Source organism: Halostagnicola kamekurae, from assembly GCF_900116205.1.
In the GTDB taxonomy this organism is placed as follows: domain Archaea; phylum Halobacteriota; class Halobacteria; order Halobacteriales; family Natrialbaceae; genus Halostagnicola; species Halostagnicola kamekurae.
Genome location: NZ_FOZS01000004.1, coordinates 120,623 through 134,822, shown reverse-complemented (window position 1 = coordinate 134,822; position 14,200 = coordinate 120,623). Strand labels below are relative to the sequence as shown.

Sequence of the window (14,200 nt, the reverse complement as noted above, 5' to 3'; positions counted from 1 at the left end):
CCGGTGAGAGGTAGCCAATGCAGAAAATCACGCCGACCCTGTGGTTCGACGACGACGCGGCGGACGCGGTGGACAGATACACGACCATCTTCGAGGACGCCTCGACCGGAAGCGTCGGTCGGTACGACGAAGCCTCGGCGGCGGCCAGCGGACGACCCGAAGGCAGCGTGATGACGATCGAGTTCGAACTCGAGGGGAGATCGTTCGTCGCGCTCAACGGCGGTCCGGAGTTCGAGTTCAACCCGTCGATATCGTTCATCGTCAACTGTCCGACGGCCGAGGCGGTGGACGAACTGTGGACGGAACTTGCGGCGGACGGAGAGACGCTAATGAGCCTCGGTTCGTACCCGTTCAGCGATCGGTACGGCTGGGTAACCGACGAGTTCGGCGTCTCGTGGCAACTGATACATGCCCCGGATGTCCCCGAACGCAAACTCGTCCCGTCGCTGCTGTTCGCCGGCGAGCGATGCGGGCAGGCGGAAGCGGCGATGGCGTTCTACACCTCGGCGTTCGACGACGCTGAGATTAACGAAATCGCCCGCTACGGTGCGGACCAGGAGCCGGACGAGGAAGGAACCGTCACGTTCGCGGAGTTTACCCTCGCCGGCCAGCGCTTCGCGGCGATGGATAGCACGCGGGCCCACGACTCCGCGTTCAACGAGGCGATCTCCTTCGCCGTCGACTGCACGGATCAGGAGGAGGTCGACTACTACTGGGACGCCCTCACGGCGGACGGCGGAGCCGAAGGCCAGTGCGGCTGGCTCACAGACAAGTACGGCGTCTCCTGGCAGGTCGTTCCGGCCGGCCTCACCGAGCTGCTTCGAGACGAGGACACCGCCCGAGCCACTCGAGTCACGGAGGCGATGCTCCGGATGCGAAAGCTCGACCTCGAGGAACTGCGGAACGTCCACGCCGGCACCACCGGCGAGGAGGCCGACGTATGACGACGATTACGGTGCCCGAAGACTGCGGGAACTCGCCGAAGAAGGCCCTGCTCAGAGACTTCAACGTCGCCTTCGCGGAGGGTGACGAGGAGTTCATCCTCGAGACCGTGAGCGAGGACGTCGAGTGGACCAGCGTCGGCGAGCGGAAACGCCACGGGAGGGGCGACGTCGCCAGCGCGCTCGAGGAGATGAAAGATAACGACGTCGCGGAGTTGACCGTCGATCGCGTCATCACCCACGGCGCGACCGGTGCGGTCGACGGAACGGTGACGATGGAAGACGGGTCGGCGTACGCGTTCTGTGACGTCTACGAGTTCACGAGCACCGGATCGAACGCCGCGATTCGCACGATGACGTCGTACGTGATCGAAGTCGGCGACGCGTAGCGCTCGGCGTTCGGAAACTGGCATCGAATCTATTTTTTCGGGCTGTGACGGGGTCGCGTTTAGTTACGGCTGGAGGGTGAGACGGACTGAAAGACAGTCCGCGTAGAGCGAGTTGCATCCGCCGGATAACGTCGCGAACGGTCGACCAGCCCTGGTACGTTCGGAAGCATACTGCTGGGCGGTATGCGACCGGATGGATGCAGTACGAGTTCGACCGTCACTCCCCGAAAGTACGGTTCCGACTTCCTGAGCAGTTACGAGAATGTGACGAGCGGTCGTGCTGGTGAGAAGACCCTCGAGACGGGCCCCAGTAACGCTACGAAACGGTGACGCCGCGAAAACGTGACGCCGCAGAATATCACGTTAGACGAACGTTCATCCGATCCAATAGTCGTTAATTACGGTTAATTCGGCTAAACCGACCGATAGCGTCTGAACGGTGAACGGCGCTTATTCGGCCGCTGGCCAACCGTTCGAAGCAGTATGCTCGCTATCAGTCCGTGTCGATCTCTACCGATCGCGATATGCTGGAAGCGCTACCTATCTACCTCTGCTCTTCCGGGCGGCCGTTCGAGTCCGTGTCTCGGAGTCGCGACCGGTCGTCGCCGCTCGAGGATCGCCGCTTCCCGACGGTCATCGATCGTGACGGATGGACTCCGTGGAACGATGATCGGACCGGTCGGAACGGTGACCGGACTGCTCGGAACTGCCTCCGGACCGCTCGAGGCGGCCGTTTCGCGACCAACTGTGACGCGAGGGATCTAATGGCGGGGCGAATCGACAGCATCGATACGGTTCGAATCCTCGCGATGGTGTTCGTGATCATCATCCACACGGATCCGTTCGAGGGCCTGGGCGCGACCGCAAACGGGGTCAATTTCGTACTCGAGTCGACCGCGCGCTTTGCCGTGCCGTTCTTTTTCGTCGCCGCCGGGTACTTCTTCGCCAGGAAAACCGCCGCGAGTGATCCGACCGAGTATCTCCGCGAACGATTGATTTCGATCGGTTCGATCTACGTGTTCGGACTCTCCTTCGCGGCCTTGGTATTCCTCTTGAATATGGGCCGCGAAGCCGCGATGGCAAATCGGGACGTCCTCGCCGCCGTCGTCGACAAAGGGATGGAGTACGTCGCACCCGTCGAACTCCTGTACTACGGAACCGCCGTCTCCGAAATCCTGTGGTTCCTGCCGGCACTGGCGTACTCGTACGTCTTCATTTACCTCTTCGTCAAACTCGAGAAGACGACCTACCTGATACCGGTCGCACTCGGGATCCACGTCGTCGGACTACTGGGTCAGGGGTACGCCGGGTTCGGTGGGATAGCGCTCGAGACGAGAGATCCGTTGTTCTTCGGCTTTTTCTACACCGCGTTGGGGTACGTCATCGCCGCGAGCGACTGGCGACCGTCGCCCGATCGACGGGTGGTTTATCTCGGTGCAACGGTCTTCTTCGGCGTTTTCCACGTCGTAGAGCGGTATCTACTGGGATACGTCCTGCAAGGAGAGACGTTCGCTGAGGGGGTTTACGCGCCGAGTTACACGATCGGAACGATTTTAGTGACGGTTTCGCTGTTTTGTTTGCTCCTCGCGACCCCCCGTCTCGGGAGTGGGACCGTGTTACCGGCCTGGGGTCGGAAGTACGCCGTCGGGATTTACGTCGTTCACCCGGCAGTCCTGTTCGTCCTCGTGCAACTGCGCGACGAACTCTCGCTTGGCGGAACGCCGCTCGGAGAGACGGTTCTGTGGCACCTCGTCTTTACTCCCGCGACGTTCTTCGGCGCGTTTCTCATCTGTCTCGTGATTTCTGTGGTCGGCGACACCTCACCCCGTCGGATTCCGATCTCGATCGTTCATCGGGTGCGAAACAGGATTCCCGTGGTCGGATCCGACCGCGTCTAAATCTCGATTGGTACCCAGTTGAGAGATTGCGCTCTGTGCCGCTACGTCAGGAAAGTGGTGTATGCAGCGATCTCCCGCCAGATACTGCGCACCCGACTAGATCGGACTCAGATTGGGAAGTGATCGTCTCGGCTACAATTACGGGAAATTGCAGGGAAAGTCCGACCTTCAGTACTGGGGGATGTCAAACGGCTTTTCAGGGGGTCCCTCGCGGACCTCACTGTTCACTTGCTGCTGTTCTATCGAATATACGATAGAAAATCATCTCTGCTGATCAGATTTGGAGGGGTTGAGGGCGTTTACGGTCCTTTGTGGGACAAAGAGCCGAACCTGATATATCTACATACCGTCAAAGAGGAACTAATGACGGAAGATACGACTGACGACTTGCCACCAATTGAAGCCGTACAGGCTCTCACAGAAATTGAAGGGTACGACGAACGCCTGACTGCCCGGACGTTCGGTCTTACCCTCATGGTGTTTGCGTTCGCTATCACAGCGATCCCGATTTCCTATGCGGCGGCCGATCCGTGGCTCACTGGATACGAGTATGGCTCATTCGTGCTTTCGGTTCTGTGGCTGCCCTGGATCGGAGCGGCTGTCGCTGTCACGTCAGCGATCTGGACCACGCATTCAATCTCCCTCGGAGAAACCACTCGAACCGGCTATAACTGGTTACTGGGTGTCGGATTTACGCTTATGTTCTTCCTGATTGCAGTCGTTGTCTCGATTGTTCTCGGCTCCAACGGAAACGTCTTCATCGCGATGGGAATTTCGGGCGGGGTTTTCACAGTCTTTCTCGGGGCGATTTTCTCCTACATGTACCGAGCAAAATGGATACTGATCCCGTTGGTCGTAGCCGGTACTGTGATCGTTCTCGGGAACATCGCTCTTTCTACCGTCGGTCTCACACCCGTCGGCGCGGGTTTTACGACCGGATTCCTCCAGGGAACAGCGTACTTTATTACCGGATGGGCGATTTCGACTCGAGGGTGAAACATGGATCTTCCGCCAGATCTCACACTCATCCATCAACCGACCCGGCTTCAGATTATGGGGCTCCTATATAGGAATCGTGATGTTTCGTACACGCGAATCCGTGATTTGTTGGATTTGACTGATGGCAACCTCGCCTCTCACGCGGAGAGCCTCGAAGATGCGGGGTATATCGAAACCCGTCAAGCGTGGACCCAGAGCGGCTTCGAAACCCGCTACCGAATCACTCAAAGCGGTGTCTCAACGTTTCAGACCTATCTGCAGGAACTGCGCCAGTTCTTGGACGAAGTGGAGTCGGAATGACAGACTCGATTGTCGTTCGAGAATTCTCGCACGGAGTGAAAAACGCTACAGCTTTGTCGTCTCTATTTCGAAGGGGAATTCGTCCAAACTCTCCTCGTTCGATGTGGGAAGGAGATACTGTTTCCACTCTCGAGTACTTGAGTCACCGTAATCTCCGATGTCGGGATGAGGCGCATTGTCGTCGTAGTCCTCGAGCCGAGCCCTGATTACAGAGCGTGCACGTTGGCCCTCTGCCGTCTCTCCACTGACGTCCTCGAGTATTCTTCGGGGCTGAATCGTTATTTCCAGTCCGGATCTCGTATACCGACTCCGTCGTTCCGTATAGAACGGAGCCCGACCGACGATGAACATGGATTCTCCGGCAAAGCAGAATTCCCATTCCGGGTCGTCCGGATCAGCGGGAACGTCGCCGGGCCACGGTTCGGGATCTCGCTCGTTCAGGAATTCGAGAACCCGCCAGAACTGATCGCGGTAGGTCCGTTCGCCCTGGTCCTCCGCCGGCGGTTCGAAAAACATCACCAGGGTCGTTCGTTCGGCTATCGACCGATACTGCTCGAGATACTGCCGCAACCCCTCTCTCGCTTTGAGGAGCGCATCGCGATCGCGAACGGCTCCCACGAAGAGGTACCGGGCGGTATCCTCGCGCTCGGCGTTCACCGCGAAGTGACACGGGTAGCGAGTGCTCCGCATCGTGTCTCTGAACTCGACGTATCGCTCTTCTTTCCACGCGAGCAGTTCTCCAGTTTCGATCGCGTCCTGCAATTCGGCCCGATCGAACAGTAGCCCCGTCTCCGTCATGGTCGAGATGTCATTGGAGAATCGCTCAGTCCTCCAGGTGCCGTCCGGCCAGGAGTTCACGCTTCCCGTATCGGTTGCGCGTATCGGTCCCGCTGATCTGTGCGACCTCCTCGGGGACCGAGACGACCGAGTATCCGACGTTCCGCCCGATAGCGACGGTGTCGACGTCCGGAATGATCATCGTCTCGACGTTCGGATGGTCCGCGTAGACGTCCTCGATCAGCTCTCGCCGTTCCTTCGCGGTGAACGGGTTTTCTTCGCTGAGTTCGGTATCCCGGATGGCGATGATGACGTCCTTTCCGTTATCGGCGGCCGAGTCGATGATCGTCCGGTGGCCGTCGTGGAGCGGCTGCCACCGACCGATGAAAATGTGACTCGGGTCGAACTTGAGCGCCAGTTCCCTGTTAATCGTCTCGATACCCGCCTCCTTCGAGCGCGTTGCCGTCCGGACCTCGAGTTCGACTTCCTCCGGTTCCTCGAACGGCGCATCGACGCCGGTGAAACCGTCGATCTCTCCGTTCCGGGCCCGCTCGTACATTCCCTTTACGTCGCGGTCTTCGCACACTTCGACGGGCGCGTTGACGTAGACGAACGAGACGTCCTCGAGTTTCTCGTCGATCAGTTCCCGCTGAGAGCGATACGGAGTGATGAACGATGCGACGACGTCGAACCCCTGTTCGTTCAGGGCTTGTGCGATACCGGCAGCGCGTCTGAGGTTCTCGGTTCGGTCTTCCTTCGAAAACCCGAGATCGGAGTTGAGGGTGTTCCGGAGATAATCGCCGTCCAGGTGGACCGTATTCGGACCGATCAATCCCTCGGCGAGCGTCGTCTTTCCGGAACACGGCAGTCCGAAAAGCCATACGGTCTCGCCGGGCATTATTCGATTCCCCCCGTTAGGCGAGCGACCGCGTCTGCTTCGTTCCAGGTCTCACCCGTAGCGGTGATTTCGTCGGTGAACGTCTCGATCAGTTTCGGTCTCACGATCAGTGCATCGCTGTGCGTGGCAGTTATTTCGCGTATCATGGCACGGACTCTACCGTCATCGGTCTCGTTACTCGAGATCCGTCTCAGATCCATTCGGACTCCTCCGTGTATCCCAGTTCCTCGACCACCTCGGTATACGTCTCGTCGGCTCGCTCGAGCGTGCCCTCGATGAGATCCTCCCTGTCTCGCCAGCGAGCGCGTCTCGGCTCCTTGGTCGTCATCACCTTGTTGGGACTTTCGACGTTCTCGGAAAGAAGCGCCGACTCGCCGAGATTCGCGAATTCTGTGATTTCCGTGATGACGGATGCGGTATCGGTGAGAACGTCCTCGAACCGGACCCGAAGAACGTCCTCGAACGCGTCGCGAGCGGCGAGCACGTGGCGGTGCGCCCGGGTCCACTGCAGCAGGCAGGTGTCGATGAGGTCCCCCTCGCGAACCCAATCCGGTGGGAGATCATAGCACCACAGCGAGCCATCGTATCCCTCGAGATCGATATCGCCCACGTCGTGCGTCTGGAACCCCCTGTTCAACCGCCACCCGTCGTAGAGGCCGTTGATCGACGCCGCCGGGTTCCGCGTGAGGTGAACGAGTTTGATGTCCGTCTCCGGAAACAGCTGCTCCCGGATCCACGGAAGCCGGTACGCGTCGGCGCTCGCTTTCAGGACGAGCGTCCGCTCGAAGTCGTCGGCCGCGAGACCGCGCTTGTGTCCGTGGGAGGAGACGAACGGTCGGTCCTCGATCGTCTCCGTTTCGAACGGACGCTTCGCATCTCGCTCTGCGTAGTCGTCGTACTGCAGCGGCGAGATTCCCAGCTCCTCGAGTATCGGACGAAGCGCCGCCCCCTCGAGCAGTTTTTCGCGTATCTGCTCGTAGGGCAGCTCTCGATCGGGGAATTGCAGGGGAAGCCGGACGAGCGTGTTGTCCACGCGATGCGTTCGGTCGCCGGATCGTTCGGTCGCGCCGACTTCGGCGAGAAGATCGGTCAGGAGTGTGTCCCTATCGAACGACTCGAAGTCAGCCGGAACGGCATCGGATTCGAACCTCGGGTAGCTACAGCCGTTCAGCGCGTACCACCGGTCGTGTTCGCCGTCGAGGCTACACGTTCTTTCGTGGTGTCGAAGAATATCGAAAAGGAGACTACTCCCGCCTCTCGGAGCCGACGCGATGAGCAGCAGGCTATCGAAGTCGTCAGCTCGGTAGTCCGAGAGAATCGATCGTTTCTCCCTCGAGATGACCTCGTTTTTTACGTATTCGTAGCCCTCTTTGGCCTGCTTTCGGCGTTCACTCGGCTGTTCTTCGAGACTCACCAGTCACCAGCCTCCAGCGTGTCTCCCGAAGACACCCACGGCTGCAACTGGCGGTTCCGTTTCGGGAATCTGAGTCGAACTGTCATGATCGGTCGTTCGTCGACCGTCACCGCGGCAACGACTGCGGTTTTCCGCTCCTGGGATCGGTCGTTACCGTGTGAGATCGACGAGCGGGTGTAAGCTTACCACGAATCGATAAATTAACGGTGCCTTCGTGTGCGGGGAAACGGGGCATTTGTAGCTGGAAACGTGGGCGCAAAGCCCCTCCGCAGGGAACGAGCGGAATTACGGGGAGCGAGGAGAAAACCTCGCGCTGTATCGCGGGAGGATGTCACGCTCGAGCGCGCCAACGCCGTCCCGAACGCGACGCTCGCTCGAGCCGTGAGGAGCACGAGTGCTGGCTCAGTCGTCGTCGCCTGTCACGGTGGTCTGCGGTTCCTCGAGGTCGACTTTGGACTCGGTCAGATCTCCTTCTCGCCACGTGCCACGTTGGTACCACGCGTAGGCGACACCCGCTCCGATGACGTTCGACAGTGCGAACGCGAGCCAGATACCGGTCTCGCCCAGCGATCCCGTCGCGAACCAGGCGATCGGGAAGCGAACGACGCCGAGCATCAGGACGGAGATGGCGGCGGCGGTGAGGGTCTTCCCGGCTCCGCGAAAGCTTCCCGTATACGCCCGCATAATACCGATGAAGCCGAACGACAGCGCGACGTACCGGAGGAACTCCGCTCCGATGGAGATGACTCGTGCGGCGTTTTCCTGATCGGCACCGACGAACACCGAGACGATGGGTTCTGGGAACAGGAAGACGACGATTCCAGCGACCGTGAGGACGCCGAAGAGGAATTTCGCCGCCAGCCCCGTCGCCTGTGCGGCGCGATCTGGTTTTCCGGCCCCCATGTTCTGACCCGTCATCGTTTCGACGCCGCGGGCGACAGCGATCGCGGGTAGGAAGACGACCGAGAAGACACGGGTCCCGATGCCGTAGGCGGCAACGACCGTGTCCGGAAACATCGCGACGATGACCAACAGGAGGTTCATCGACAGCGCTCTGCCGGTGCCTTCGATGGATGCCGGCAGGCCGATGCGGAAGAGTCGACGGAGATACGCGAGATCCGGCAGCATATCTCGGAGGTTAATCTGGATACCATGATTGCCTCGGAACATGATCATCAGACCGACTAACAAGGCGAGTGCCCGCGAGAACACGGTCGCGATGGCCGCGCCCTGAATACCGAGTTCGGGGAACGAAATCGTGCCGACGAGCGGAGCGTTCTCGACGATCGTCCAGCCAAATATCAGGAACGGATCGAGGACGATGTTGAGCACGACCGAGCCGAACATGACGAGCATCGGAGTGATCGTGTCCCCGGACCCTCGCATGAGGGAGATGAAGATGGCGAAGCCGAACATGAACAGCAAGCCGAGCGAGATGACTTCCATGTAGTCTGTCGCCAACGGCAGGACGTCGGTCGATGCGCCCATCAAGCTGAGAAACGTATCGACGCCGAAGTACCCGATCACGCCGAGGACGATCGAGGCGATCGCGGCGAAAGTTACGGACTGCGAGGCGGCGTACTCTGCCTCACGTTTCTGATCTGCACCGGTGTACTGGGCGACGAGGATGCTACCGGCGACGGCGATTCCCATCCCGAGCGAGATGAGAAGGAACACGAGCGGGAACGCGAAGCTGATCGCGGCCAGCGCGTCGGTGTTGTACTGGCCGAGCCAGAACGTATCCGCGAGATTGTACGCTGTCTGAAAGAGGTTCGTGACGACGATCGGCATTGCGAGGAAGAACAACGGCTTCCCGATACCGCCCGACGTCAGATCGACGTCCTCGGGACCCTTGAAGAGTGAACTAATCCGGTTTATGAGTCCCATTACTGTGCAGCCTCCGTGTGCTCATCGGTGAGCAGGTGTCTCTGGATGTATGTTCTCATCGTCGTGTAAATTCGGTCAGAAGCGTGGTCGATGGCCACGTGGCGCGTGTGTGCGCCGGTTATCGTCGTTGTAAGGAACTCTGCGTCCCGAGCCGGCTCGACCGTGTCGTCAAAGTCGCCAGTGCTTCGGCCAGCCTCGAGTATCGCTCGGAGTCGTTCGAACAGGTACTCGTCGAATTCCGTCAGGCGTTCCTGAAGAGCTGGCTTGTACGGGGCCTGTGCCTTGATCTCGAGCATCGCAGTCCGAAACTCCCGCAGTGATGGATCAGCATCAGTCACGAGGAGTGACTGCAACAACGCGTCGAGCCGTTCCCGTGGCGTGTCGCTGTCGAGCGAACGTACCCGGCTCGTGAACCGGTCGTACAGTTCATCGAGAAAGGCGACGAACAACTGGTCTTTGGAGTCGTAGTGGTAATGAATAGACGACTTGCTCGTGTCTGCTTCCGCAGCGATATCCTGGAGCGTGAGATCTGTATATCCGCGCTCGCAGAGAACCTGATACGTTGCCTTCAGGATCTCGGTGGCTGGTTCGTCCGCCATAACGGGAGATACAGAACTTACTAACCAGTCAGTCAAAAGTCTTCGGGAGTTCGGTTCGCGTGAGAGTTCCGCGTTATATCGACTTAAAATGGCGGCAAAGCGCGTAATAGAGCAGTCCGAATCCTGACGATTCAGTCAAAACGGTTATCTGGTCGAGGACGCACACAGCACCAATGGGCGACTTTCCGGAACGAACTTCCTCGGATCCCGACGTAGAGATCATGCGTGCGACCTATCGCGCGCTTCGAGAAAGCGGATACGCCGATCTGACGATCAAGCGCATTGCCGAGGAATACGGGAAATCGACCGCCGCCATTCACTACCACTACGACACGAAAGACGACTTGCTCGTCGCGTTTCTGGACTATATCCTCGATCGGTTCGTCGAGACGATACACCAGGTGGAGACGACGGACCCCGAACGGCGATTGGACCTTCTGCTCGACCAACTCCTCGTCGCACCGGAGGACCATCACGACCTGTTGATCGCAGTGCTCGAGATGCGGGGACAGACACCGTACAACGAGCCGTTTGCCGACCGGTTCCAACAGAACGACGAGTACGTCCGATACATGCTTCGAACGGTGATCGATCACGGCATCTCCGAAGGCGTGTTCACCGACGTCGACGCCGAACACGCGACTCGAGCGCTCATGACTATCGTCGATGGGGGACGCACTCGAGCCGTCGTTCTGGACGAGGCGGACACGCTCGCGACAGCCAGACAGACGGCAGAGGAGTACGTAAACGCCGTTCTCAGAGCTGAGACGGACCCGTAGGAGGGATCGTGAGAAAGACTCGGAATTCTCTACATCCAAAATCCACTGTATCGTCTATTGGAGTATGAAACGAGGAAATGAACTTCCGTACGGCGATTCACGCCGGCCGCTCCGTTGAATAGATACTGGTTGACAACTCGATCGACTCCGTCACTCGCCGTCGCCATCCTCGCCGTCGTCATTCTTATCGCCGCCATCCTCGTCGTCGTGCTCGCTCGGCCACGTCACGCCGCCGAGGAAGGGCACACCGGTCTTCTGAGCCGCCCGGGAGATCATGTGGGCCCCGGTCGGCACCGTCAGGAACAGAAAGAGAATTCCCACGAGCGAGGTCAGGCCCGCGCCGCCGGGTCCGAAGTGGACGAAGCCGGCGAGGAAGGTCGCCGCCGTCCCGAGCGTCGTCGGCTTGCTCGTGGCGTGCATCCGGTTGTAGACGTTCGGGAAGCGGAGAAGCCCTATCGTCCCGGTCAGGAGAAAGAACGTACCGACGACGACGAGCGCGACGATCGTCAGGTGCTGGATCGCCTCGAGCGAGACCATCGTCACTCGTCACCTCCGGCTCGAACCCTGGCTCGAGTCGCACGACTCAGCGTGGTGCCGTCCCGGCGTTCGTCACCACTGGCAGTGTGTTTTCGTTCGTCGCCAACGGCGGTGTTGTGTGACTCGTCGTTCATGGATGCGATCAGCGCGTGATGATGTCGCCTTCGGTGACGTACTTCGCGACCGTGACCGTCGAGAGGAAGCCGATGATCGCCAGCACGAGGCTGACGGTCACGAACAGGCCCCGGTCGGTTTTGAGCGCGAACAGCACCGCGATCGCGACGACGTTCGTCGCGATGGCGTCGAGCGCGACGACGCGATCCGGAATCGTCGGCCCCCGGACGACCCGGTAGGTACAGAGCAGACAGAGCGCGGCGACGACGATCAGCGCTGCGTCGATCGTCGTCGATGCCAGGGCCGCCTCATCGATCATCGTTCTCACCACCGGTTTGGTCGTCGGAGCCCACGTCAGTTCCGGATTCGCCCCTCGAGTCCACGTCAGTTCCGGATTCTCTCTCCGCTTCTGCGTCGGCCCCTGCTTCTGTATCGGACCGTCCGTCGGTCGACTCTCCGGGCGACTGGATCGCATCGAGGTGGTCGGTGGCCCGCTTCGGTTCCGGCGGGTAATCGGGTGGATGGACCGTGATCTCCGGGGCCGGGTCCTCGGGCGACCGCTCCTCGTCGAAGATGCGGAGCGCGTAGTCCTCCCACGTTCGGATCGGCTCGACGACCGCCTCGGGGTCACGCCCGTCGATGACGTGGACATAGAGGGCGTTCTCGTCGGCATCGTGATCGAGCGTGACCGTTCCAGGCGTGACCGTGATACTGTTCGAGATGGTCGTGATCCCGAACGAGGTCTGAACGCGCAACGGGACGAAGATGACCTGCGGATCGATCGGCGTCCCCGGAGCGAACACGCGATAGGCCACGTCGACGTTGGCGACGAGGATCTCCTTGAAGAACGCGAGGACGTACCGGATCACGTAGGGGATCGCGGCGATTGGCTGCGTGATCTCGACTTCCTCATCATAGAGGCGTCGGAAGAGGTAGGCGACTGGAAGGCCGACTGCGACGCCAACGACGAAGTTCGCAAGCACCGATCGCGGGGTCAGCGACGCACCTCGAACGAGTACCCACAGCGCGCCGAACAGGAGGCCGGCGACGAGCCAGCGTCGGACCTTCATCCGCTCTCACCTCCCTCGGGGCCGACGGCGTCGACGTAGGCCTCGGTGTCGAGCGCGGCGGTCGCGGCCGCGTCGGCGAACCGGTAGACGGGTTCGAAGCCGACGCCGACGAGGACCACGAGCACCGCGAGGCTCACAACCAGCAGCACCTGTGGGGTGTCGAGTATCGCGCCCTCGACCGCTGCCGTCCGGGCGCCCCAGAAACTCCCGACCCAGATCCGCGTGGCGTAGACGATAGTCAGGACCGCACCCGCAAGCAGGACGAGCAAGACGACCGCCGCGCCCGCCGTCGGCTCGGCCGCGAGCCACGAGACGGCGGCGTCGAAGGCGAAGAACTTGCCGAAGAAGCCGGCAAGCGGCGGTATTCCAACCAGAGAGAGGCTACCGACGAAGACGGCCCCGGCGAACACCGGTGAGCGTGCCGCGAGACCGCCAAGTTCCGCCAGCCGCGTCGTTCCCGTCCCGTCCCGAATCACGCCCGCGGAGAGAAAGAGCATGCTCTTCGTCAGCGCGTGGTGGAGCGCGTAGATCAGTCCGGCGAGGATCCCGAGGTGCTGAACGGAGGCCGAAGTCGCCACCCCGGCGATTCCGATCGGCACTGCGATGAACCCGACCTGCCCAATGCTCGAGTACGCCAGCACCCCGTCCATCGTCTCCCGGCCGATCGCGCCGAGTCCACCCACGACGATGCTAAGCGAGGCGAGAAACAGGAGTATCGGCGCGAAATAAGTCAGCAGCGAGGCGTCTGTCACTCCCGGAACGGCGATCGGCATCGTCGTCCCGGCGAAGACGGTGAAGTAGAGCCGGACGATCGCGTATATGCCGACCTTCTTGGTCGCGCCGGCGAGCATCGCCGCGATCGGAGCCGGGGCGGCGCGGTACGCCGACGGCACCCAGAACTGGAACGGAACCAGTCCGGCCTTCAACGCGAACGGCGCGAAGACAAACATCGACAGGCCGACGATGGGAGCAGTTCCGATATCGGCGGACGGGTCGGCCACCGTCTGGGCCATGTCGGCCATATTGAGCGTCCCCAGCGTGGCGTACAGGCCACCGATTCCGAGCAGCATGAGCACGCTCCCGATGAGGTTCATCACCACGTAGCGCATCCCCGTGGCGGTGTGTTCGGCGCCTCCGTAGAACGCGACGAAGGCGTAACTGGCCATCAACATCACCTCGAACCAGACGAAGAGGTTGAAGAGGTCACCGGTGAGGAAGGCGCCGGTCACGCCGAGCAACAGGACGTGGGCGAGCGGGTGGTAGTAGACCCGCTGGTTCAGCGGATCGACGTAGAAGACCGAGAAAACGACGGCATAGAGGGCGACGACGGCGACGATCGCGAGCATGAACGCCGCGAGGCCGTCGATGACGAGCGTGATCCCGAACGGCGCGCTCCAGCCGCCAACCTGGTAGGCCGCGGCGCCCGGCGCGTCCGGACCCAGGACGATCAGCCAGTCGAGCGCGGCGACAACGACCGCATACGCGAGGACGCCGCCGACGCTCGCGACTCGCTGCAAGCGGGGCCACTGGCCCGTGGCGAGAGTGACCGCGATACTCACGAGCGCGACCAGCATCGGTGCGACGACGAGGTTCTCAAC

At 60.8% G+C, this 14,200-nt stretch carries 18 protein-coding genes; 7 read left to right on the top strand and 11 right to left on the bottom strand.

The genetic code is table 11. The annotated features are described in order from the left end of the window. The first annotated feature begins 17 nt into the window (after positions 1–17). From BM348_RS16895 to BM348_RS16875, 6 genes are all read left to right on the top strand, one after another. Entirely contained in the window at positions 18–944 is a 927-nt protein-coding gene (locus BM348_RS16895; protein WP_092906700.1) for a VOC family protein, read from the top strand. Further along, complete coding sequence (locus BM348_RS16890; protein WP_092906698.1) at positions 941–1,330, top strand: nuclear transport factor 2 family protein; 390 nt, start codon at positions 941–943, stop codon at positions 1,328–1,330. Before BM348_RS16895 ends, BM348_RS16890 begins: the two co-directional genes overlap by 4 nt. Before the next feature lie 642 nt (positions 1,331–1,972). After that, the gene (locus tag BM348_RS22245; protein WP_281244707.1) at positions 1,973–2,095 is read left to right on the top strand and encodes a hypothetical protein; all 123 of its coding nucleotides are present in this window, start codon (positions 1,973–1,975) and stop codon (positions 2,093–2,095) included. Further along, a complete protein-coding gene (locus BM348_RS16885; RefSeq protein ID WP_175507229.1) occupies positions 2,095–3,228 on the top strand; it encodes an acyltransferase in 1,134 nt (377 codons plus the stop codon). Before BM348_RS22245 ends, BM348_RS16885 begins: the two co-directional genes overlap by 1 nt. Positions 3,229–3,591: 363 nt before the next feature. Then, positions 3,592–4,224, top strand: coding sequence for a hypothetical protein (locus tag BM348_RS16880; protein WP_092906694.1), 633 nt, complete (start codon positions 3,592–3,594; stop codon positions 4,222–4,224). 3 nt (positions 4,225–4,227) lie between these two features. After that, a complete protein-coding gene (locus tag BM348_RS16875) occupies positions 4,228–4,527 on the top strand; it encodes a transcriptional regulator (RefSeq protein WP_092906692.1) in 300 nt (99 codons plus the stop codon). A gap of 45 nt (positions 4,528–4,572) precedes the next feature. Here BM348_RS16875 and BM348_RS16870 read toward each other — a convergent pair whose 3' ends face one another. The 6 genes from BM348_RS16870 to BM348_RS16850 form a co-directional block, all read right to left on the bottom strand. Further along, the gene (locus BM348_RS16870) at positions 4,573–5,325 is read right to left on the bottom strand and encodes a YqcI/YcgG family protein (RefSeq protein ID WP_092906690.1); all 753 of its coding nucleotides are present in this window, start codon (positions 5,323–5,325) and stop codon (positions 4,573–4,575) included. A 25-nt stretch (positions 5,326–5,350) separates the two neighbouring features. Beyond that, positions 5,351–6,202 carry an adenylyl-sulfate kinase gene (gene cysC / locus BM348_RS16865; RefSeq protein ID WP_092906688.1) on the bottom strand — a complete coding sequence of 284 codons (852 nt, stop codon included), beginning with the start codon at positions 6,200–6,202 and terminating at the stop codon, positions 5,351–5,353. Continuing rightward, a complete protein-coding gene (locus BM348_RS20765; RefSeq protein ID WP_139231221.1) occupies positions 6,202–6,402 on the bottom strand; it encodes a hypothetical protein in 201 nt (66 codons plus the stop codon). Before BM348_RS20765 ends, cysC begins: the two co-directional genes overlap by 1 nt. Continuing rightward, positions 6,393–7,616 carry a sulfotransferase gene (locus BM348_RS16860; protein WP_092906686.1) on the bottom strand — a complete coding sequence of 408 codons (1,224 nt, stop codon included), beginning with the start codon at positions 7,614–7,616 and terminating at the stop codon, positions 6,393–6,395. The genes BM348_RS20765 and BM348_RS16860 overlap by 10 nt, the downstream gene beginning before the upstream one ends. A gap of 402 nt (positions 7,617–8,018) precedes the next feature. Further along, positions 8,019–9,503: an MATE family efflux transporter gene (locus BM348_RS16855; protein ID WP_092906684.1), complete on the bottom strand. Its 1,485-nt coding sequence runs from the start codon at positions 9,501–9,503 to the stop codon at positions 8,019–8,021. Then, positions 9,503–10,102 carry a TetR/AcrR family transcriptional regulator gene (locus BM348_RS16850; RefSeq protein WP_092906682.1) on the bottom strand — a complete coding sequence of 200 codons (600 nt, stop codon included), beginning with the start codon at positions 10,100–10,102 and terminating at the stop codon, positions 9,503–9,505. Before BM348_RS16850 ends, BM348_RS16855 begins: the two co-directional genes overlap by 1 nt. Positions 10,103–10,275: 173 nt before the next feature. On the opposite strand from BM348_RS16850, the gene BM348_RS16845 reads away from it, so the two are divergent. Beyond that, positions 10,276–10,881, top strand: a complete 606-nt coding sequence (locus BM348_RS16845) for a TetR/AcrR family transcriptional regulator (protein ID WP_092906680.1) — start codon at positions 10,276–10,278, stop codon at positions 10,879–10,881. Positions 10,882–11,031: 150 nt separating this feature from the next. Here BM348_RS16845 and mnhG read toward each other — a convergent pair whose 3' ends face one another. The 5 genes from mnhG to BM348_RS16825 are packed head-to-tail and all read right to left on the bottom strand — an operon-like array spanning position 11,032 to position 14,176. Continuing rightward, a complete protein-coding gene (mnhG, locus tag BM348_RS16840; protein ID WP_092906678.1) occupies positions 11,032–11,418 on the bottom strand; it encodes a monovalent cation/H(+) antiporter subunit G in 387 nt (128 codons plus the stop codon). Between the two features lie 2 nt (positions 11,419–11,420). Continuing rightward, positions 11,421–11,552 (bottom strand): hypothetical protein, encoded by a 132-nt coding sequence (locus tag BM348_RS22240; RefSeq protein WP_281244706.1) that lies wholly within the window; start codon positions 11,550–11,552, stop codon positions 11,421–11,423. Positions 11,553–11,560: 8 nt separating this feature from the next. Next, positions 11,561–11,851: a monovalent cation/H+ antiporter complex subunit F gene (locus BM348_RS16835; protein ID WP_092906676.1), complete on the bottom strand. Its 291-nt coding sequence runs from the start codon at positions 11,849–11,851 to the stop codon at positions 11,561–11,563. Next, a complete protein-coding gene (locus BM348_RS16830) occupies positions 11,841–12,602 on the bottom strand; it encodes a Na+/H+ antiporter subunit E (RefSeq protein WP_092906674.1) in 762 nt (253 codons plus the stop codon). Before BM348_RS16830 ends, BM348_RS16835 begins: the two co-directional genes overlap by 11 nt. Beyond that, positions 12,599–14,176, bottom strand: a complete 1,578-nt coding sequence (locus BM348_RS16825) for a complex I subunit 5 family protein (RefSeq protein WP_092907212.1) — start codon at positions 14,174–14,176, stop codon at positions 12,599–12,601. Before BM348_RS16825 ends, BM348_RS16830 begins: the two co-directional genes overlap by 4 nt. Positions 14,177–14,200 lie beyond the last annotated feature (24 nt).